The sequence below is a fragment of the Streptomyces sp. NPDC052042 genome (assembly GCF_044548345.1).
GTDB lineage: Bacteria > Actinomycetota > Actinomycetes > Streptomycetales > Streptomycetaceae > Streptomyces.
This window is the reverse complement of sequence record NZ_JBIUBU010000001.1, coordinates 516191-536355: the sequence shown is the minus strand read 5'-3', so window position 1 is coordinate 536355 and position 20165 is coordinate 516191. Positions and strand designations below refer to the sequence as shown.

Annotated in this window: 20 protein-coding genes and 1 other RNA gene; 12 read left to right on the top strand and 9 right to left on the bottom strand. The window is 72.7% G+C overall.

Annotation, left to right across the window (positions count from 1 at the left end; translation table 11 throughout):
• The first annotated feature begins 632 nt into the window (after window positions 1-632).
• From ACIHCL_RS02335 to ACIHCL_RS02325, 3 genes are read left to right on the top strand one after another with little or no spacing between them, the layout of a single operon-like run.
• Window positions 633-1475, top strand: coding sequence for a Nif3-like dinuclear metal center hexameric protein (locus ACIHCL_RS02335; RefSeq protein WP_399856005.1), 843 nt, complete (start codon window positions 633-635; stop codon window positions 1473-1475).
• Window positions 1472-2215, top strand: coding sequence for a zinc ribbon domain-containing protein (locus ACIHCL_RS02330; RefSeq protein ID WP_399857105.1), 744 nt, complete (start codon window positions 1472-1474; stop codon window positions 2213-2215). Before ACIHCL_RS02335 ends, ACIHCL_RS02330 begins: the two co-directional genes overlap by 4 nt.
• Window positions 2215-3603: a bifunctional RNase H/acid phosphatase gene (locus tag ACIHCL_RS02325; protein WP_399856002.1), complete on the top strand. Its 1389-nt coding sequence runs from the start codon at window positions 2215-2217 to the stop codon at window positions 3601-3603. Before ACIHCL_RS02330 ends, ACIHCL_RS02325 begins: the two co-directional genes overlap by 1 nt.
• Before the next feature lie 140 nt (window positions 3604-3743).
• On the opposite strand, the gene eda is transcribed toward ACIHCL_RS02325, so the two are convergent.
• The 4 genes from eda to ACIHCL_RS02305 form a co-directional block, all read right to left on the bottom strand.
• The gene (eda, locus tag ACIHCL_RS02320; RefSeq protein WP_399856000.1) at window positions 3744-4364 is read right to left on the bottom strand and encodes a bifunctional 4-hydroxy-2-oxoglutarate aldolase/2-dehydro-3-deoxy-phosphogluconate aldolase; all 621 of its coding nucleotides are present in this window, start codon (window positions 4362-4364) and stop codon (window positions 3744-3746) included.
• Between the two features lie 163 nt (window positions 4365-4527).
• A complete protein-coding gene (gene yaaA / locus ACIHCL_RS02315; protein WP_399855998.1) occupies window positions 4528-5328 on the bottom strand; it encodes a peroxide stress protein YaaA in 801 nt (266 codons plus the stop codon).
• Window positions 5329-5386: 58 nt separating this feature from the next.
• Window positions 5387-6223: a hypothetical protein gene (locus tag ACIHCL_RS02310; RefSeq protein ID WP_399855996.1), complete on the bottom strand. Its 837-nt coding sequence runs from the start codon at window positions 6221-6223 to the stop codon at window positions 5387-5389.
• Window positions 6220-6987 carry a MerR family transcriptional regulator gene (locus tag ACIHCL_RS02305; RefSeq protein WP_399855994.1) on the bottom strand — a complete coding sequence of 256 codons (768 nt, stop codon included), beginning with the start codon at window positions 6985-6987 and terminating at the stop codon, window positions 6220-6222. The genes ACIHCL_RS02310 and ACIHCL_RS02305 overlap by 4 nt, the downstream gene beginning before the upstream one ends.
• A 136-nt stretch (window positions 6988-7123) precedes the next feature.
• Here ACIHCL_RS02305 and rnpB point away from each other — a divergent pair.
• From rnpB to ACIHCL_RS02275, 6 genes are all read left to right on the top strand, one after another.
• Window positions 7124-7525, top strand: an RNA gene (gene rnpB, locus ACIHCL_RS02300) — RNase P RNA component class A.
• 258 nt (window positions 7526-7783) lie between these two features.
• The gene (locus ACIHCL_RS02295; RefSeq protein WP_399855991.1) at window positions 7784-8047 is read left to right on the top strand and encodes a hypothetical protein; all 264 of its coding nucleotides are present in this window, start codon (window positions 7784-7786) and stop codon (window positions 8045-8047) included.
• Window positions 8048-8756: 709 nt separating this feature from the next.
• Complete coding sequence (locus ACIHCL_RS02290; RefSeq protein WP_399855989.1) at window positions 8757-9014, top strand: VOC family protein; 258 nt, start codon at window positions 8757-8759, stop codon at window positions 9012-9014.
• 7 nt (window positions 9015-9021) lie between these two features.
• Window positions 9022-9465, top strand: coding sequence for a PaaI family thioesterase (locus ACIHCL_RS02285; RefSeq protein WP_399855986.1), 444 nt, complete (start codon window positions 9022-9024; stop codon window positions 9463-9465).
• 226 nt (window positions 9466-9691) lie between these two features.
• The gene (locus ACIHCL_RS02280; RefSeq protein ID WP_399855984.1) at window positions 9692-9907 is read left to right on the top strand and encodes a hypothetical protein; all 216 of its coding nucleotides are present in this window, start codon (window positions 9692-9694) and stop codon (window positions 9905-9907) included.
• Between the two features lie 887 nt (window positions 9908-10794).
• Window positions 10795-11622: a metallophosphoesterase family protein gene (locus ACIHCL_RS02275; protein ID WP_399855981.1), complete on the top strand. Its 828-nt coding sequence runs from the start codon at window positions 10795-10797 to the stop codon at window positions 11620-11622.
• A gap of 53 nt (window positions 11623-11675) precedes the next feature.
• Here ACIHCL_RS02275 and ACIHCL_RS02270 read toward each other — a convergent pair whose 3' ends face one another.
• Complete coding sequence (locus ACIHCL_RS02270; protein ID WP_399855978.1) at window positions 11676-12050, bottom strand: VOC family protein; 375 nt, start codon at window positions 12048-12050, stop codon at window positions 11676-11678.
• A 283-nt stretch (window positions 12051-12333) separates the two neighbouring features.
• Window positions 12334-12996 carry a ScbR family autoregulator-binding transcription factor gene (locus ACIHCL_RS02265; protein ID WP_399855976.1) on the bottom strand — a complete coding sequence of 221 codons (663 nt, stop codon included), beginning with the start codon at window positions 12994-12996 and terminating at the stop codon, window positions 12334-12336.
• A gap of 128 nt (window positions 12997-13124) precedes the next feature.
• On the opposite strand from ACIHCL_RS02265, the gene ACIHCL_RS02260 reads away from it, so the two are divergent.
• Window positions 13125-14162 carry a ScbA/BarX family gamma-butyrolactone biosynthesis protein gene (locus ACIHCL_RS02260; protein WP_399855973.1) on the top strand — a complete coding sequence of 346 codons (1038 nt, stop codon included), beginning with the start codon at window positions 13125-13127 and terminating at the stop codon, window positions 14160-14162.
• Window positions 14163-14260: 98 nt separating this feature from the next.
• Window positions 14261-15229 (top strand): NAD-dependent epimerase/dehydratase family protein, encoded by a 969-nt coding sequence (locus ACIHCL_RS02255; RefSeq protein ID WP_399855971.1) that lies wholly within the window; start codon window positions 14261-14263, stop codon window positions 15227-15229.
• A gap of 178 nt (window positions 15230-15407) precedes the next feature.
• Here the strand turns inward: ACIHCL_RS02255 and ACIHCL_RS02250 are convergent, their stop codons facing one another.
• Window positions 15408-16379, bottom strand: a complete 972-nt coding sequence (locus ACIHCL_RS02250) for a PhzF family phenazine biosynthesis protein (protein ID WP_399855969.1) — start codon at window positions 16377-16379, stop codon at window positions 15408-15410.
• A gap of 75 nt (window positions 16380-16454) precedes the next feature.
• Entirely contained in the window at window positions 16455-16922 is a 468-nt protein-coding gene (locus ACIHCL_RS02245; protein ID WP_399855966.1) for a lamin tail domain-containing protein, read from the bottom strand.
• Window positions 16923-17315: 393 nt separating this feature from the next.
• On the opposite strand from ACIHCL_RS02245, the gene ACIHCL_RS02240 reads away from it, so the two are divergent.
• Window positions 17316-18944, top strand: a complete 1629-nt coding sequence (locus ACIHCL_RS02240; RefSeq protein WP_399855963.1) for an alkaline phosphatase D family protein — start codon at window positions 17316-17318, stop codon at window positions 18942-18944.
• 71 nt (window positions 18945-19015) lie between these two features.
• Here the strand turns inward: ACIHCL_RS02240 and ACIHCL_RS02235 are convergent, their stop codons facing one another.
• Window positions 19016-20092, bottom strand: coding sequence for a Gfo/Idh/MocA family protein (locus tag ACIHCL_RS02235; RefSeq protein ID WP_399855961.1), 1077 nt, complete (start codon window positions 20090-20092; stop codon window positions 19016-19018).
• Between the last annotated feature and the right edge of the window lie 73 nt (window positions 20093-20165).

Genomic DNA, 20165 nt, shown 5'->3' with positions numbered 1-20165 from the left:
CGACCTCGTGAAGTGCCCGGCCTTCTGAGGCCGCCGCCGCGCGGGCCGACCGACCTCGCGGGACGACCGACCTCGCGGGCCGACCGGTCTCGCGGGAGGACCGGCCTCATGGGGCGACCGGGCTCTGAAGCGGCCGGCTGGAGCGGGCGACCACGGGAGGCGTTCGGCCTCGGGGAGGCGCCGGTTCCACGCGGTGGCCGGTGTTCTTGACCCGGCCGTCCGCGCGGCGCGCGTCGCATGAGCCCGAGAAGCGGCGGCGCGAGCCGCATGCGTACACGTCGCGGGGGGCGCGGGCCGCAAGGGGGCGCGGCGCAGGGGCGCCGAGTCGCTTGGAGGGGGCCGCCGTCCGTACACGTGGGCGGCGGCCCCCTCCGGGTTCGGGGCGGACCGGGGTATCCACCGTCCGGACCGCCGCGACCCCGGGCCGCAGCCGAGGGGTACGGCCGAGCGGCGGCCCGTGGGAGGCCGACGGGCGACGGCCGCCGTCCGCAGGGCACCGCCGGTCATGACCGCCGGCGAGGCCGTCCGCCATGACTGGCGGTGGGAGCGGTGGGTACGACCGGCAGCGAGACCGACGGCGGTGGTCGGCGGCCCTGGTCGACGGCGCGCGCCGGGCAGGTAGCCTTTTCCTTGTGCCCCGTCTGTCTGAAGTCCTCGCCGAGATCGACGCGCTCTGGCCGCCCGAGCGGGCCGAAAGCTGGGATGCGGTCGGCACCGTCTGCGGCGACCCCGCCTCGCACGTGGACCGGGTGCTCTTCGCCGTCGATCCCGTCCAGGAGATCGTCGACGAGGCGCTCCGGCTCGGTGCCCAGCTGATCGTCACCCACCACCCGCTCTATCTCCGGGGGACGACGACGGTCGCCGCCTCCACCTTCAAGGGCCGGGTCGTGCACACCCTGATCAAGCACGACATCGCGCTGCACGTCGCCCACACCAACGCCGACACCGCCGACCCGGGCGTCTCGGACGCCCTCGCCGGCGCCCTCGACCTGCGCGTCGAGAGGCCCCTCGTACCGGATCCCACCGACCCCTCGGGCCGTCGCGGCCTCGGCCGGATCTGCGTGCTCGACCACCCCGAGAGCCTGGCCGACTTCGCGGCCCGTGCCGCCACCCGGCTGCCCGTCACCGCGCAGGGCATCAGGCTCGCCGGGGATCCGACGGCGACCGTGCGGACCGTCGCGGTCAGCGGCGGTTCCGGCGACAGCCTCTTCGACGCCGTGCGCGCCGCGGGCGTCGACGCGTTCCTCACCGCCGACCTGCGCCACCACCCGGCCTCCGAGGCCATCCAGCACTCACCGCTCGGCCTGCTCGACGCCGCGCACTGGGCCACCGAGTGGCCCTGGTGCGAACAGGCCGCCGCGCAGCTCGACGCGATCTCCGACCGCCACGGATGGGACCTTCGGGTCCATGTCTCGAAGCTGGTCACCGACCCCTGGACCACCACCACCCACCACTCTTCTGGAGCCCCCAACTGAACGCCGCGCCCGCCGACCAGATCCGACTCCTCGACGTCCAGGCCCTCGACCTCCGCCTGGCGCAGCTCGCCCACCGGCGCAAGTCCCTGCCCGAGCACGCCGAGATCGATTCGCTCAGCAGCGACCTCGCGCAACTGCGCGACCTGCTGATCGCCTCGCAGACCGAGGAGAGCGACACCGCCCGCGAGCAGACCAAGGCGGAGCAGGACGTCGACCAGGTGCGCCAGCGGGCCGCCCGCAACCAGCAGCGCCTCGACTCGGGCGCGATCACCTCGCCCAAGGACCTGGAGAACCTCCAGCGCGAGATCGCCTCGCTGGCCAAGCGTCAGGGCGACCTGGAGGACATCGTCCTGGAAGTGATGGAGCGCCGGGAGACCGTCCAGGGGCGCGTCGCCGAGCTGTCCGACCGGGTCTCCGCCGTCCAGGCCAAGGCCGACGACGCCACCGCCCGCCGTGACGCCGCGACGAAGGAGCTCGACGAGGAGGCGGCGTCGGTCGCCAAGGAGCGCGCGGTCGTCGCGGCCTCCGTCCCCGCGGACCTGCTGAAGCTGTACGAGAAGCTCCGCGAGCAGCAGGGCGGGGTCGGCGCCGCCCGCCTCTACCAGCGCAGCTGCGAGGGCTGCCGCCTCGAACTGAACATCACCGAGATCAACGAGGTGAAGGCGGCCTCCCCGGACGCCGTGCTGCGCTGCGACAACTGCCGGCGCATCCTGGTCCGCACGGCGGAGTCGGGCCTGTAATGACCCCGCCGCGCCAGTTCGTCGTCGAGGCCGACGGGGGCTCCCGGGGCAACCCCGGGCCCGCCGGTTACGGGGCGGTCGTCATCGACCCGTCGACGGGGGAGACCCTTGCCGAGACCGCCGAGTACATCGGCGTCGCGACGAACAACGTCGCCGAGTACAAGGGCCTGATCGCCGGCCTGAAGGCGGCGAAGGCCCTGGTGCCGGACGCGTCGGCGGACGACGCGCTCCGGGTGCGGGTCCGGATGGACTCCAAGCTGGTCGTGGAGCAGATGTCGGGCCGGTGGAAGATCAAGCACCCCGACATGAAGCCGCTCGCGGCCGAGGCGGCGCGGGTGCTGCCGCCCTCCGCGGTCACGTACGAGTGGATCCCGCGCGAGGAGAACAAGTACGCGGACCGGCTCGCCAACGAGGCGATGGACGCGGGCCGTCGGGGTGAGCAGTGGGAACCGTCGGCGTCGACGGCCGCCCTCGACACCGCCCGGCCCTCGGTGGCCGACGCCCTGCCACCGGTCTTTGGACCGCCCGGCGACGCGGCGGCGGGCGCGGCGAGGGCCCGCGCCGCCCTCGTGCCCCGGCCGTCGGCGAGTACGGCTCCGACGGCGGACACGGCCCCGTCACCGTCGGCAGCGGGTACGGCTCCGGTAGCGGATACGGCCCCGTCCGCAGTCGGCCCCGTTCCGACGACGGGCGCGGTCCCGTCAGCCGGCACGGCCCCGTCGGCGTCCGCTCCCCAGCGGGGCTGGGGAGCGGCCCCCGATCTTGGCGCGCCCGCCACGTTCGTCCTGCTCCGGCACGGCGAGACGGCGCTCACCCCCGAGAAGCGGTTCTCGGGCAGCGGCGGCAGCGACCCCGAACTCTCCGCGGCCGGCCGCCGCCAGGCCGAGGCCATCGCCCTGTCGTTGGCCGCCCGGGGCACGATCGAGGAGATCGTCAGCTCCCCGCTGCGACGCTGCCGTGAGACCGCCGGGGCGGTGGCGGCCCGGCTCGGTCTGGAGGTCCGGATCGAGGAGGGGCTGCGCGAGACGGACTTCGGCGCCTGGGAGGGGCTGACGTTCGCCGAGGTGCGCGAGCGCCACGGCTCCGACCTGGACGCCTGGCTCGCCTCCGAGGAGGCCGCTCCCACCGGGGGCGGGGAGAACTTCGCCGAGGTCACCCGCCGGGTGGCGGCCGCCCGGGACCGCCTCGTCGCCCGCTACGCGGGCCGTACGGTCCTCCTGGTCACCCATGTGACCCCGATCAAGATCCTGGTGCGGCTGGCCCTCGGCGCCCCTCCGGAAGCCCTGTTCCGCATGGAACTCTCGGCGGCCTCGGTGTCCGCGGTGGCGTACTACGCGGACGGGAACGCGTCGGTCCGGCTGCTGAACGACACCTCGCACCTGCGTTAGGCCGCGTCTGCCCGAGCCCGCCTCCGGCCGGTCCGGGCTCGGGACGGGCTCGGCCGATCGGTGGCGTCCGGGGCCGGCCCACCGCGATCGGCGCGCCCCCGTTCCCGGCCCGCACCGACTCGACCGCGGTGCCGGCCCCGTCAGCCGCGCAGCGCCGCCGCCTCGCGCGCCAGCCGCTCCACCCGCGCCCAGTCCTTCGCCGCCACCGCGTCCGCCGGAACCATCCAACTTCCGCCGACACAGCCGACGTTGGGCAGCGCCAGATAGGAGGGCGCGCGGTCCGGCGAGATGCCGCCCGTCGGGCAGAACCGGGCCTGCGGCAGCGGTGAGGACAGCGCCTTCAGATATGCGGCGCCGCCCGCCGCCTCGGCCGGGAAGAACTTCATCTCCGTGACCCCGCGCTCCAGCAGCGCGACCACTTCGGACGTCGTCGAGACCCCCGGCAGGAAGGGCACCCCCGACGCCTTCATCGCGTCCAGCAGCGTGTCCGTCCAGCCGGGACTGACCAGGAACCGGGCCCCCGCGGCGACCGTGTCGGCCACGTTCCGCACCGAGATCACCGTGCCGGCGCCGACCACGGCATCGGGTACCCCGTCGGCGATCGCCTCGATCGCTTCCAGGGCCGCGGCCGTCCGCAAGGTCACCTCGATGGCCGGAAGCCCGCCGGCGACCAGGGCTCGGGCGAGCGGCACCGCGTCGGCGGCGTCCTCCAGGACGACGACGGGGAGAACGGGGGCGAGGTCCAGTACAGAGGAGGTCATGCGGCACATCCTGCCGCGAGCGAGCACCATGCACAACGGGCGTTGCGCATGCTGCAACGCCCGTCCGATGTCGACCTGCCGGATCCCGGCCCAGCGGCCCCGTTCGGAGCATCTCGGTCCAACGGATCCGCGACCCGGCAGACCAGGGGCCGGGGATCCGGTTTCAGTGGATCTCGGTCACCACGACGTCCAGTGCCCACGCCCGCCCCGACCGAGCCGGTGCCTCGGCCTCCACCACGTACCCGAGATCCCGCAGCGCCTCCACCAGCTCCGCGGGCCGCTTCGGCCGTGCGCCCGACCTCAGCAGGTCGCGCACCAGCCGCCCCTTCGTCGCCTTGTTGAAGTGGCTGACCACCGACCGCCTCTCGACCCCGTCCACCATCTGGGAGTGCAGCACCCGCACGCTCGCCGTGCGCTCCGCCACCTCTCCCTTCGGCTTCCAGGCGGCGGCGTACGCGGAGGACCGCAGATCCAGGACGAGCCCGTCCCCGGCCGCCTCCGGCATCACCTCGGCCAGCGGACCCCGCCAGTACGCCCCGAGGGCGCCCAGGCCGGGCAGCTTCACACCCATCGAGCAGCGGTACGACGGAATCCGGTCGCCCACCCGCACGGCACCCCACAGCCCGGAGAAGACCAGCAGCGCCCTCCCGGCCGCCCGCTTGGCCGCGGTGTCCAGCGAGGCCAGGTCCAGGGCGTCGTACAGCACCCCGGTGTAGATCTCCCCGGCCGGCCGCGTCCCCGCGGTCCGCAGCTCCGCGTTCTTCGCGATCTCGCCGCGCAGCCCCTCGCTCAGCCCGAGCACCTCGCGGGCCTTCTCCTCGTCCGCCGTGCACAACTCGACCAGTTCGTCGAGGACCGCCGCCCGCGCCGCGGCCAGCCCCGGCAGCGACAACGATTCGGGCTTCAGCGGCGCGCCCCGCCCCGACGCGGCCTTGCCCTCCGACGGCGGCAACAGCACCAGCACGGCGTTTCCCTTCGTACGTACGCACAGGCAGACGGCCCGACGAGGGCCACGCACCAGCCTACGGGGGCGTCGACGGCCCCCGGATGAGAGCGGTCACCACGGCGCCCGGATCGTCCGCGTGGAACCGGACCGTCCGCGCCGAGCCGCGCTTCCCCAGCGGCCGTACGTAGTCCACCGGACCGGTCAGCTCCACCGTCACCGTCGTCTGACCGCCCACGGCGAGATCGAGCGCCCCGTCCGACCCCACACGCGGCGACCCGCCCTCGGGGCAGCGCCGCTCGACCCGCGCCGACGCCATCGCCGCCGCCGGAACCCGCAGGTCGAACAGGGCGCCGTAGCGGATCCGCAGCGCCCCGTCCGGCTCCACCACGTGCGGCCGGGTCACACACGAGGCATGGAACGCGAGGACGAGGACCACCCCGTACGCGTCGAGCACCAGGACCACGGCGTGCACGACCGGCCACGGGATCAGCAGTGCCAGCACGGTCGTCTCGACCAGCGCGACGGGCAGCAGGCCGTACACCAGGGCCGTCTGCGGACCGGTGTACGGAACGGCGAGAGAGCCCTCCGGCACCCCGTGGCGCCGCCGCAGCACCCACAGCCCGAGGCTGCCCAGCGCCCGCACCTCGTGCGCGACGAGCCGGCGCACCGGCTCGGGTACGGCCACACGCACGACCGCACCCAGCGCCGCCCGTCGGCCGGCCCCCGAGCGCCGGGCCGCACGCCACAGCCGCCCCAGCACCAGGCACTCGACCGCCAGCGCGGACACCACCAGCACCGCCGCTCCTGACAGAGCCGCGCCCGGTATCCGGACCCCGGTCATCCGGAAGCCCGCCAGCGCAGCCTCCACGGCCAGGGCGGCTGCCGCGACGCCCCGAACCACCCGTCGGCTCATCCCGTTCCCCGCTCCGCCGCGCGTCCCGCCACCCGCGCGGCCAGCGCCGCCATCACCCCGCGCATCACCTCGGCCTGCGCGGGCGCGTAGTCGTCCAGCAGAGCCTCGCCGAAGCCCGGCACCGCGGCCGGACCGTCGGGCGGAACCGTCGTCAGTACCCCGTTCAGCACCTCGTCCGGTACGGCGGCTGCCAGCGCGGCGGCGAGCGGGGCGATGCGCGGATCGTCCACGGCGGCCCCGGCCAGCGCGTCGAGCCGCTCGTATAGCGCGTACACGCCGGGATCCCCGGTCAACGGACGCAGCGCGCCGGAGAACGCGTCATCGGTCACCGTGTTCAGCAGCACCAGGTGCTCACGGTCCCGGGCGGCCGTGGGGGAGCCGATGCCGGGCGCCGTCCCCAGCAGCTCGGCCAGCGCGTGCGGCAGGGACTTCCCGGTGTCCGACGCACCGTCCAGCAAGCGGGCCAACCGTCGCCGCCGCTCCCGGATCTCGCGTTCCTGCCGGGCCAGATCCGCATCTAACTCGACGAGGATGTCCGCGAGTTCGCGGCCGTCGTCGTCGGCCAGGACATCGCGCACCTCGTCCAGCGCAAGCCCCAGTTCGGTCAGCCGCCGGATCCGGGCCAGCGCCACCGCATCGCGCACCCCGTACACCCGATAGCCATTGGCCCGCCGCCCGGGCTCGGGCAGCAGCCCGATGTGGTGGTAGTGCCGGATCGCCCGCGAGGTGACCCCGACGAGCGCGGCGATCTCTCCTATCCGCATGGGGTCAGTAGAAACGTTGACGCCGCGGCAGGGTCAAGCACGCCCGCCGCATTCGCCGCGGGCCCGCCCGACGCCCGGCGGGCCCTGCCCGGCGCCGCCCCGCTCACGCGGCGGGTAGCATGGTCGGCACGGCAGACGAGCCGGGCGGACGGCCGCGTGGAGATCCCCGGATCTCCCCGAGGAACGTCCGGGCTCCACAGGGCAGGGTGATGGCTAACAGCCACCCGGGGTGACCCGCGGGACAGTGCCACAGAAAACAGACCGCCGGGGATTTCGGTCCTCGGTAAGGGTGAAACGGTGGTGTAAGAGACCACCAGCGCCTGGGGTGACCCAGGCGGCTAGGTAAACCCCACCCGGAGCAAGGTCAAGAGGGGCCGTCGCGAGACGGCCCTGCGCGAATGATCGAGGGCGGCCCGCCCGAGTTCGCGGGTAGACCGCACGAGGCCGGCAGCAATGCCGGTCCTAGATGGATGGCCGTCTCCCCGGCCGCCGCGAGGTGACCGGGTGACAGAACCCGGCGTACAGCCCGACTCGTCTGCCGCTGAGCCTTTTCCAACCTGACCGTGGTGCCGGGAGGTTGGTGGCCTTCGGCGGCTGTACGGAACGACGAAGCTCCTGACGGCAAGCCCGCTCTGCAGGCGCCAGGCCGGTGGGTCGGGGCTCAGTTCCTCCGGGAGTTTCGTGATGTGTACGGCCGAGCGAGTGGTCGACGGCTGGATGACGTTACACGTCGATCTTGCGGATCGTTCCCTACGGTGTCTGCCCCATCTGAGGGCAGAACAGCGAAGGAGAACACATGAGGAATGTCAAGAAGATCGCAGCAGTGGCCGCGGCCACCTGCGGAATCCTCTTCGCCGGCGTCGGCGAGGCCAGCGCTGCCCCTCGTGGCGTCGGCGGGGACAACATCCCCGTGCTCAGCAACTTCAACCAGCTCGACTGGGACAACTCGCCCTTCTGCGGAATCCAGATCAAGAACCAGAACACCGAGCAGGAGACCTCATGCCCGGTAGTGCACCTGGAGAACAGTCCCAACAGCGGGGTCGTCGTCTTCACCGACTGAGAACTCGCGCGGACAGGCGCGATGGAGCACCCCGGTAGCTGAACAGAACACGGTCTGCTGATCACGGAGTTGCGATGCTCCTCATCCGTCGTGCCCGGATTACCCACCGCTTGGATGATCGCCCCCACCCGGCGACCATGATCTCACGCCTGTCCGCGCGGTCTCCATGCCCGCGTGCGTGAGGATCACGGTGAAACACCCTCGGGCGGATTTCCGCCCGGGGGTGTTCCGTGTTTCCGGCCGGATTCCCGACCCGCGACCTGCGCCACCCGCCCGAGAAAGTGTGGGCCGCGCCGACCGGTCCCGAACAACCCGCCACGACCGGCGGCTTCCGGCAGAGCGGGCGGCAACGGGGTCTCCGCGTCCACCGTGCGCCGCCGGCTGCTGGACATGACTGGGGGGCTGTCGGCCCGTGTCCCGCGCCTGGACCGCGCACTGAAGAAGACCGACCGGAAGGGCGGCGTCGTCGTCCTGCTCGACGGCACCCTGGTGCGTACCCGCCGACGCACCGAGGACGGGAGCCGGCCGAACCGTGCCGGTGCCCCTCCTCATGCGCATTGGCCCCCTGTCTCGGATGATCCGGCCCGATTCGCTGGTCGTCCCAGGCGATCCGGTCCGTCGGCGCTCCTCAGGTCACGCGACACCTCGACCAGCGCGGTGACGACATCCCAGGGTCCCGGTGAACAGCACGCGCCACTATGGTGGACCGATGGCCTCGGTCAAGCAGTTCCAAGTCGCCTTCGACTGCGCAGAACCTGAGCGCGTCGCTCGCCTTTGGTACGAGGCGTTGGGGTACGCCGTACCGCCGCCGGCCGGTTCGAAGGATCACGACAAGTTCGATGAGACGGACCCGGTGGTCCGCGTCTCACCGAATCCGGTGCACCGCAGCCCCGCGGCGGCGCTCTGCGCCAGGTCGGATGCGGGAGGACAGCGGCGCGATGCGATGCTCAGTCCACTAGTGAAGTGAGGTCGAGATGAATGTGTATTCCCCGAATCTGGAACTCGCCCGGATGGTGCTGGATTCCCAGCCTTTCAGTATGTATCTCGGCGCCCGACTGACGGCATTCGGTGACGGCGGCGCCACCCTGGAACTGGACATCCGCGACGAGTTGCGCCAGCAGAACGGCTTCGTGCACGGCGGTGTCCTCAGCTACGCGGCCGACAACGCGCTCACCTTCGCCGCCGGGACGGTAGTCGGCCCTGCGGTACTCACCGCCGGCTACTCCATCGACTACCTGCGACCCGCCCGGGGTGAGGTACTCCGCGCCCATGCCCAGGTCGTGCGCCCCGGCCGCACCCGGGTTGTCTGCCGTTGCGACCTTTTCACGGTGGACTCCGAGGGCAACCAGACACTCTGCGCGGTCGCCCAGGGCACCATCGCCGTCGCCGAGACCGCCCTGCCGGAGCCTGTCGAGTAGGGGCAGAAGTCAGGCTGCCTTCGCACGGGGTGGGTGCCCGGCACGTGATCGTGGCCACGAGTACGGAGCCCGCGCCCGCCATGTGCCGCCCGTCGTCCGGTCGTCGCGGCAGGCCAGGTGACGGTACGTTGGCGACGCCCGCGTGAACCGCCGATCGGCAGGGCTTTACACTCGGTCACCGCCGCCCAGCGGGGCGAAGCCGCAAATCCGGAAGGCCTGATCGAGCATGTTCCAAGACGTCCCCATCTACCATCAACTCGTCGCCGAGCGCGGTGACATACCCGCGCGTGTGCGCGACGCGGCCACGTTCATATACCGGCAGTTGGAGGACGTGAAGAGGACAGGGCGGCCGCCGGTCACCTTCGAACCGGGCCCGCAGCCCCCGGACCCGGTCGCCACGCCACAGTCCGCGCTGCCCCCGGGCCAGCAGCCGCCCCGCTGACCGCCGACGCCCGCCCGCACCGGCCGGCCGGACACGACCGGAGACAGCCGGGAACGGGCGGGCCGGGACCTGCCCGGCGGACGGCCCGGTCCGGTCCCAGGGCGCCGGCGTCGGCCGCTGCCCCGGGCGTGCGGACCCGCGCCGGCGCAGCGCGTCGGCCGTCGTCGCCCTGCGCGGCCGGCCCGTACGCCTCGGTCCGGACGCGCACGTCTACGCCGAGGGGGCCGACCGCGACGTCCTGGCCCGGTACGCCGTTCCGGTCGGCGGCGTGGCGGAGGCCGACCTCGCGATCCTGCGCCTGGCCGCGTCCTTCGACGCCCGTCCCGGGGGCTCGCTCGAAGCGACGTTCCACTCCGGCAGCCTCGGATTCCCGGAGGAGACCGTCCGGCACGTCTCACGCGTCGCGGCGGCCGTTCCCACGGTTCGTCGACGTCTTCCTCGAACGCGCGGCCGTGCTGACCCCGCTCGACGCCCTCTCCGGCGTGATCCCGACCGGGACGTTCGGCGTCGTCGACGACGTCCTCCTCGACGCGGTGAGCGGCCGGGCGACCGTGAGCGGGCGGCTCCTCTTCGACCGGCCCCGCTCGGGGCGCCGGTCGCCGCGGCACGCGAGGGCGTCCCCTTCGACACCGTTGACCCGCTCTTCGAGTTCGGCCTCGGTCTGCACTGGTCCGCCCGGACGCACACGGCCGGGTGACGCGGAGCCGGAGGAACGTCCGGAATGCCGGGCCGGGACAAAGGGCCGGGACGACGGGCCGGGATGACGCGTCCGCCGGAACCGCTGGGCGGGGGGCCGGTTGTGAGGCACGATCATAAGGAGCTGACTCCTCGGGAAAGGTGCTCCGTTGTCCGAACACGCCCCCGGAAGCCGCGGTTCCCTGTTAGCGGTGAGCGACCTGCACGTCGGCATCGCGGACAACCGCCCCCTCGCCGAGTCCCTGCGGCCCGAAACGGACGAGGACTGGCTGATCGTCGCCGGTGATGTCGCGGAACAGGTCGAGGACGTGGAGTGGGCGCTGCGGCTGCTCGCGGACCGGTTCTCCCGGGTGCTGTGGACCCCCGGCAACCATGAGCTGTGGACGGTCAACCGGGATCCGCTCCAGCTGCGGGGGCGCGAACGCTACGAGCACCTGGTGGAGGTGTGCCGGGACATCGGGGTGTCGACGCCCCAGGACCCGTATCCGCTGTGGCCGGGGCCCGGCGGACCGGTGGCCGTGGCGCCCGTGTTCGTGCTGTACGACTACAGCTTCCGGGCGCCGGGGACCACGACCAAGGAGGAGTCCCTCGCGTACGCGCACGAGACGGGGGTGGTCTGCACCGACGAGTACCTGCTCCACCCCGACCCGTACCCCGGCCGGGACGACTGGTGCCGGGCCCGGGTGGCGGAGACGGAACGGCGGCTCGCCGCGCACGATCCGGAGGTCCCGCTGGTCCTCGCCGGTCACTGGCCCCTGGTGCGGGAGCCCACGGACGTGCTGAGGTACCCCGAGTTCGCGCAGTGGTGCGGCACCGGGCTCACCGCCGACTGGCACCGGCGGTTCAACGTGGCGGCCGTGGTCTACGGCCATCTGCACATTCCGCGCACGACCTGGTACGACGGGGTGCGCTTCGAGGAGGTCTCCATCGGATATCCGAGGGAGTGGCGCGGGCGCGGACATCCCCGGGGGCTGTTGCGGCGGATCCTGCCGTACGACGGCGGTGCGCCGATGGCATGAGGGTCTGTGGAGCACCGGAACGCCGTGCCGGTGCTCCACAGACCCTCGGCGGCTCAGCGCCGGTCCGGGTGGCCCAGCACGTTGACGACGCAGCCGTTGGGGTCGCGGACGAAGAAGCGGCGTACGCCCCAGTCCTCGTCGTGCAAGGGGTACACGATCTCCGCGCCGCTCTCCTTCATGGCCCGGTACGCCGCGTCGACGTCGTCCACCTCCACGCTCACGTCCGGGGTGACCGGCGCGGTCGCGTCGGCCACCACGATGCTGATCTGGGCCGCGGGGCGGGTGGGGGAGGCGAGCGTCATGATCCAGCCGTGGTTCATGACCTCCTGAAGGCCCAACCGGCCGTAGAACTCCGCGTTCCGCTCCATTGCGGTGCCCGGGGCGACGGTGGACGTCCGGATGTTGGGGACGATCCGGCGGATGGACATCGGCGACTCCTGTCTCGTCCTGTCTCGGGACCGGCGCCTGTCGGCGGACCGACGGGCCGGTTTGCCGACAGGCCGACGCGCACGGGTGCGGAGGTCCCAACCGGACCGGTCGGTCGGTCGGCCCCTCCAGTCTTGTCGGCCCACACCCCGGGTGCCACCGATTGAGCCGACATCGCCTGCGCGGCGCACGAGTCTTGATGCCGCGGTGCAGGGAAGTTCACGCCCGGTCCGGGCTGACGGACGTGCGGGTGTCCCCGCCCGTGCGCGCCTGGCGGTCGTATCGTCAGCCGGTCGTGCCGGCGGTCTGACCGACCGACGCTTCAAGGGCTTCGGAGAGCCGCTCGCCGCGGTCCTTGGCCATGTCGAGCGTGGCCAGTACCGCCGGCGTCGAGATGCTCGGCAGCACGAAGTGCAGAAGCACCGAAATGCGCTGCCCCAAATCCTCGCGCTTGCAGAGGGCTTGGGACATCACCTGGATGCCGGAGAACGCACCGGCGAGCATCTCCGCGGTCTCGCGGGGGCCGACGTGCGGCAGCAGTTCGCCCTGCTCCTTCGCCGCGTTCAGCAGGTGCTCCAGCCTGTCTATCCAGGCGCGGAACGGGGTGCCCCGGTCGAGGCCCTCCACCGCCTGGTCCATGGCCAGTCCGACGCTGGCGCGCACCAGCGGCTCGTGACGGAGCCGGTGGGCCAGCAACATTCCCTGGTCGACCAACTCCTGAAGCTTCGTCAGCTGCGGCAGCGGATTGCTGTCGAGCTGGACGTCCATCACCCCGAGCGCCAGGTCTTCCTTCGAGGAGAAGTGGAAGTAAAGTGCACCTTTGGTGACTCCGGCCCGGGAGAGGATCTCGCTGATGGTGGCGCTGCTGTAGCCGCGTTCATCGAATACGGCGGCGGCCGCCACCAGGATCGACCGCCGGGTCTGGATCGCGCGCGCCTGCTGTGCCATCAGCTACAAGTCTCTCTCCGCCGTGGCGTGGTCAGCACCAAGTATGGCTGGATAGGAAAACCGGACTGTCAGTATCTTACTGTGGAGGCGTTCGGCCCTCCCGGTATGGATCCTCTGGGAGGAGATTCATGGTTCAGCTCACCTCGCACAACGCCTCGGACCATACCGAGGGCGCCGGGGCCCGCGAAACCACCGGAGTCCCGGCCGCCGACGGGGCGGTGCCCGGACGCAGACAGGTGCACGCGGATCTGCTGGGGCGTCTCGTCCACCGGCCCGACCCGCGGGACGTCTTCCCCACCGGCGGCTGGACCCCGCAGACCGGCACCCAGTTCTCGGTGTCGGCCCGATGGCCGCGTACGCACCGGTTCTTCACGCCCGTCGCGGGCCGTCACCAGGACCCGCTGCTGATCGCGGAGACCATGCGCCAGACGACGATGCTGCTGGGCCACGCGGAGTTCGGGGTCCCGCACGGGGACCAGTTCGTGATGTGGGAGCTGGCGTACGTCGCCGACCCCGGGCGACTGCTGCTGGGGGACGAGCCCTGGGACATCACCGTGGACGTGACCTGCTCCCGCATCAAGCGTCTGCGCCAGAGCATCGGCTCCATGCACGTCGAACTGCTGCTGCACCGCCTGGGCACCGTCCTCGCCCGCGGCGGCGGGCGTATCAGCTGCACGTCGGCCCGGGCGTACGACAAGCTGCGGGGCGAGCGCAGACATGTCGGGGGCACGCCGATACCCCCGCTGCCCGCCGTCTCCCCGGCCGAGGTGGGCAGGGCGGACGAGCGCGATGTGGTCCTGGCGCCCGTCGCACGGAGAAACGTTTGGCAGCTGCGGTGCGACACCCGGCACCCCACCCTGTTCGCCCGGCCCAACGACCATGTGCCGGGCATTCTGCTGTTGGAGGCCGCCCGCCAGGCGGCCATCGCCGCCACTCCCGGCCATGACTTCCTCCCGGTGTCGGTGCGGACCGACTTCCTCCGGTACGTGGAGCTCGACCGCCCCTGCTGGATCGAGGCGCGGCGCCTGCCGACCGACGACCCGGCGGTGTCCCGGATGCGTGTCACGGCGACCCAGGACGATCGCCCGGCCTTCACCTGCACCCTCGAATCGCCCGTCCAGGGTTCGCGGTACCGCGCGGCCGTGCCCCGCGGCAGGCAGTCGTGACGCCGCGGGGAGCCGGGACGCCCGGGGGGTCCCGGACGCCGGGGGGACCCGCGGTGCCGCGGGGGGGCGGGGGCTCGCGCCGGGGCGCGGGGCCGCGCGTGCTCGTCACCGGCGCCACCGGCTTCATCGGGGGCCATGTGGTGGCCGCTGCCCGCGCCGTCCCCGGCCTCCGGCTGCGGCTGATGACCCACCGGACCGCTCTCGCCGCGTCCGGCGCCGCGGACATCGGGCCCGGGGCGGAGACCGTGTCCGGGGATCTCGGTGCCCCGGAGACGCTGCGCGGCAGCTGCGAGGGGGTCGACGCGGTGATCCACTGCGCCTCCGCGATCGGGGGCGACGAACCGACCGCCCGGTCCGTCAATGATCAAGGAACTCGGGCTCTGGTCGAGGAGGCCGTCCGTTGCCGGGTCCCCCGGATCGTCCTGCTGAGCACGGCGTCCGTCTACGGGCGGGGCCCGTTCACCCGGCTTCGGCCCGGAGAGGCCGCGCCCGCTCCGGCGTCCACGACCAGCCTGACCCGGGCCGCCGCCGAGCGGCACGTGCTCGCGGCCGGTGGCGTCGTCATGCGGCCGCACATCGTCTACGGGACCGGGGACCGGTGGGCCGTGCCCGGACTGGTGGCCCTGCTCGGTCGGCTCTCGGCCGTCCCGACCGGGTGCGAGGCGCGGCACTCGATGATCGAGGCGGGGGCGCTGGGGCGGGCGCTGCTGGGAGCGGCCCTGTCCCCGAAGGACGTGGCCGGGGTCTACCACGTCAACCATCCCGAGCCGGTGAGCTGTTCGGGGTTGCTGTCCGCGGTCGTCGACGCGCTGCGGTTGCCCTGGGGGGCCGAGAGGATCGACGTGGCGCAGGCCCGCGAGCGGCTGGCCGGTGTGCCGTACGCGCTGCACCACCTCGGCATGCTCGCCGTGGACCACTGGTTCGCCGATGAGCGGGCCGGCCGGGACTTCGACTGGGAGCCGGGCGAGGGGTTCACGGCCGCGTTCGCCCGGCATGCCCCCTGGTACCGGCAGCACCTGGAGTCCGTGCGGCGCCCGGCCCCCGGGGGCGCGGGGCAGGACGCCTGAGCCGGGAGCGAGGCCGGGCCGTGATGCCCGGGGCGCCCGGGGAGTGGCGCTCGGGAGAGTGGCGCTCAGGGGGTGCGGTGTTCACGGGGCACCCGGGGAAGCGGTGCCTGCGAAAGGGGCGGGGACCCGGAGGCCGGCCGGGGCCGGGAGCCGGCCGCCGGCGGGGCGCGGCGCAGGATCAGTCCATGATCCGGGTGCCGGTTCCGCTGACCCGTACTCGGGCGTCGCCCGTGCGCAGTTCCACGGTGAGCGTGCCGGGGCGGCCCATGTCCTCGCCCTGGTGGAGCGTGAGCGTCGCGGAGTCCGGGACGAGGCCCAGTGCGCGGGCGTAGGCGCCGAACGCGGCCGCCGCCGCGCCCGTGGCGGGATCCTCGACGACACCGCCGACCGGGAACGGGTCACGGACGTGGAAGACCGTCCGCGACGCCCGCCACACCAGTTGCAGGGTGGTCAGGTCGAGCCGGTGCATCAGCGCTTCGAGACGCGCGAAGTCGTAGTCCAGGTCCGCGAGGCGCTCGCGGGTCGCCGCGGCCAGGACCAGATGGCGGGCGCCCGCGTAGGAGATGCGGGGCGGCAGGGCCGGGTCGAGACCGGCGGCCGGCCAGCGCAGGGCGGCGAGCGCCTCCGTCAGGTCGTCCGGTGAGATGTCCGTGACGTACGGCTCGACGCTGGTGAGCGTGGCGCGCAGTTCGGCGCCTTGCCGGGCGACGGTGACCGGGACCGGGCCCGCGGCGGTGTGGAACACCAGATCACCGGGGCCGTCGCGCTCGGCGAGGGCGAGGGCCGCCGCGACGGTGGCGTGGCCGCAGAACGGGACCTCGGCCTTCGGGCTGAAGTAGCGGATCCGGTACGCGCGGGCGGCCGACGGCCCGGTGCCCGAAGGGGCTGTGCGTGACGATCCCGCGCCCGGGGGTTCCGTACCCGAAGGCGCGGTGCCCGCAGGCCCGTCGGCCGGGGGCTCCCCGTCCGCCGGCCCGGTCCGGCCGGTGAGGAAGGCGGATTCGCTGTAGCCCAGCTCCGCCGCGAGGGAGAGCATCGCCGCCCCGTCGAGACCGGACGCGTCCAGGACCACCCCCGCCGGATTGCCGCCCGCCGGATCGGCGGAGAAGGCGGTGTACCGCAGGACCCCGGTATCCGAATTCTGACTCATGCCGCAGATCAACCGTGCCGCCGCCCGGAGCATTCCCGCCCGTCGCGGGCGGCGGCAGGGGAGTGGTCGTCCCGCTCAGTGGCAGTTCTTGACGCCCTTGCCGGTCTTCGACCAGGAGCAGGAGTCCTGGAGCTTGCCGTTCGGCTTGATCAGCCGCGCCTTGTCGCCGGTGTTGTTCCAGACGTACGAACCGCGGTTCCAGTAGACATGGCCAGAGCCGTTCTTGCCCTTGCCGGTGTGGACCTTGACGGTCTTGCCCGCGCCGATGGTGTAGTTGCCGAAGGTGTAGGTGTAACCGGTGTTGTCCTTCAGCTTGTAGCCCTTGAGCTGGAGCTTGGACTTGCCGTTGTTGTGGATGTCCACCCACTCGGCGTTCAGCGAGGCGTTGCTGCGGGTGTCCTTGCCGGGGCTGTCGTACTGGATCTTCCCGAGGTGCAGCCCGCCCTTGTGCGTGGCGGCCGACGCGGGGGCCGTGACGAGCAGCGGGCCGGCCACGGCCGTGGCCGCAGCCAGGGCGAGCGGTGCTGCGATGCGTATGCGCATTCTGTGATCCTCATATGTTCTGCCGGTGAAGCGTTGTGATCATAGTGCGGTTCCGTGACTGTTCGGGGCGGAACGTTGGAATTCCTCCGGGTAGGGGCATGCGCGACAACTCTTCGGCGCCGGACGGGGGTTGGTCCGCTCCCTCTGCCTCCGGCCCGACGGGCGGCGGCTCCTCATGGTCGGCCAGGAACGGTTAGGGGGCGGCGTTTCACCGGATGGCCGGGCTTCCGCGCGGGGATCGTGCCCCTCGATGTGTATGCGCGCTTTGCCCCGTGCATCCATTCCCGCCGCATTCCTCATCCACCCGACGCTCACGCGACGTGAACACGACAGGTGCTCGCAGGGCTGGACCGGTGCACTTGCCGGGCACACCACCAGCCAGGAGAGGGACAGATGACGCATTCACCGCACCCGCAGGAGATGCGCGACGCCGCCCGGCTCTTTGGACGTCGCCGCTTCCTCACCGTCACGGGTGCCGCCGCCGCGCTCGCTTTCTCGGTCAACCTGCCTGCCGCGGGCACCGCGAGCGCCGCCGAACTGGACACCCGGAAGATCAAGGAAGATCCGTTCACCCTCGGCGTCGCCTCCGGCGACCCGCTGCCCTCCTCGGTCCTGCTGTGGACGAGGCTCGCGCCCCGCCCGTACGAAGCCGGCAGCGGACTGCCCCGGGCCCGGGTCGAGGTGAGCTGGGAGATCGCACACGACGCACGCTTCTCCCGCGTCGTCCGGCGCGGAAAGGCCACCGCCCACCCGGAGTTCGACCACAGCGTCCACATCGAAGCCAACGGCCTCGAAGCCGACCGGGTCTTCTACTACCGCTTCCGCACCGGAAGTTGGACCAGCCCCGTCGGCCGCACCCGCACCGCACCCGCCCGGGGCGCCCGCAACGGCGTGCTGCGCCTCGCCGCCGTCTCCTGCCAGGCGTACCACGACGGCTACTTCACCGCGTACCGGCACCTCGCCGAAGAGGACGTCGACGCCGTCTTCCACCTCGGTGACTACCTCTACGAGTACGCCGTCGACGCGGTCGGCGGCGCCCGCAAGTACACCGACCGCAGACTGCCCGCCCACTTCAACCACGAGACCATCACACTGGAGGACTACCGGCTGCGGTACGGCCTCTACAAGTCGGATCCCGATCTGCGCGCCGCCCACGCCGCGCACCCCTTCGTCGTCACCTGGGACGACCACGAGACCGAGAACAACTACGCGGGCGACATCCCCGAGAACGACGTGCCGCCGCAGGAGTTCCTGCTGCGCCGCGCCGCCGCCTACCGCGCGTACTGGGAGAACCAGCCCCTGCGCGTCCCACAGCGCCCCACCGGCCCGGACATGAAGCTCTACCGGCGCCTGCACTTCGGCACCCTCGCCCAGTTCGACATCCTCGACACCCGCCAGTACCGCAGCGACCAGGCGTACGGGGACGGCTGGCAGAGGCCCGGACCGGAGTCCGAGGACCCCGCGCGCACCATGACCGGCGCCGCCCAGGAGCGCTGGCTGCTGGACGGCTGGCGCGCCTCGAAGGCCACCTGGAACGTCGTGCCGCAGCAGGTCGTCCTCGCTCGGCGGCGGGACGTCCCCACCGACGCCTTCAAGCTGTCGATGGACGCGTGGGACGGCTACCCCGCATCGCGGGCACGGGTCCTGAACGGCGCCGAGGCCGCCGGGATCGACAACCTGATGGTGCTGACCGGCGATGTGCACGTGCACTACGGCTTCGACCTGAAGAAGGACTTCGACGACCCGGCCTCCCGCACCCTCGGCACCGAGATCGTCACCACGTCCATCACCAGCGGCAAGGACGGCTCGGACCGGCCCGGCAGCTGGGACAACCTGATGCGGGCCAACCCGCATCTGAAGTTCTTCAACGGCCGGCGCGGCTACGCCCTCGTCACGCTCGGCCGTGAACGGGCGCGTGCCGACTACCGCACGGTGTCGGCCGTCACCACGCCCGGAGCGCCCGTGACAACCGCCGGATCGTTCGTCACGGAGGTGGGGAACCAGGGGCTCACGCCCGCGTAGGCCGGGCGGGCGCCTGGGCCGGCTCCGGCACGTCGTGCCAGACACCGCGGCCGGGGTCGCCGGGCGGGACGTCAGCCGAGACCGTCCGCCGGGTAGCGGACGCCGATGCGGTCGCGCACCGCGTCGAGCGTCCGCATCACCGCGAGCGAGCCGTCCAGCGGCACCAGCGGCGACTCCGTCTCGCCCGCCCGCAGCGCCCGCATCACCTCCACCTGCTCGAACTGGAGCCCGCGCAGCCCGGTGCTCGTCGTGTCCGCAGGACCCACCGCGTCCGCAGGACCCACCGGAACCGCGGCACCCGCCGTACCCGTCGGACCCGACGTGAACTCCTCCGGTTCGCGCCCCTCCCGGTGCAGCACGAACCGCTCCGGGGAGAAGAAGCCGCGTGGGACGTCGATCCGGCCCTTCGTTCCCGTGACGGAGGCGGTCAGCGGGGTGTCCGCGACGATCGAGCAGTTGAGCAGCGCCGAGGCACCCGTCTGCGACCAGCCCAGCAGCATCGCGGTGTTCAGGTCGACGCCTTCCGGGGACAGCAGCGCGTCGGCCCGCACCCGGTCCGGTTCGCCCAGCAACAGATGCGCGAACGACACCGGATAGACCCCGAGGTCCAGCAGCGCGCCGCCGCCCAGCGCCGGATCCCGCAGCCGGTGGTCGGGGCCGAAGGACCCCGCGAGCCCGAAGTCGGCCTGAACCACCCGGATCTCACCGATGGCGCCGTCCCGCACCAGCTCCGTCATCCGCCGGACAACCGGGTCGCAGTACGTCCACATGGCCTCCATCAGGAACAGACCGCGCTCCCGGGCGAGCTTCACCAGCTCGCCGGCCTCCCGCGCGTTCAGCGTGAACGCCTTCTCGCACAGCACGGGCTTCCCGGCCTCCAGGCAGAGCCCCGCCGCCTCCCGGTGCGCCGAGTGCGGTGTCGCCACGTACACCACGTCGACGTCCTCGTCGGCGGCGAGCCCGGCCCAGCTTCCGTACGCGCGGGGTATTCCGAACCGCCGCGCGAACGCCTCGGCCGCGGCTTCCGTACGAGAGGCCACGGCCACCACCTCCGCGCCCGGCAGCGCCCGCAGGTCCTCGGTGAACGTCGCGGCGATACCGCCCGTCGCCAGCACGCCCCAGCGCACCGCCCCGCCCGTGCCCGCCATCCCCGCTCCCCGCTCCCCGTGCTTCCGGAAGGTTCCGGCGTGCCCCCGGAAGGCTCCGACAGAAGGTCTCGAC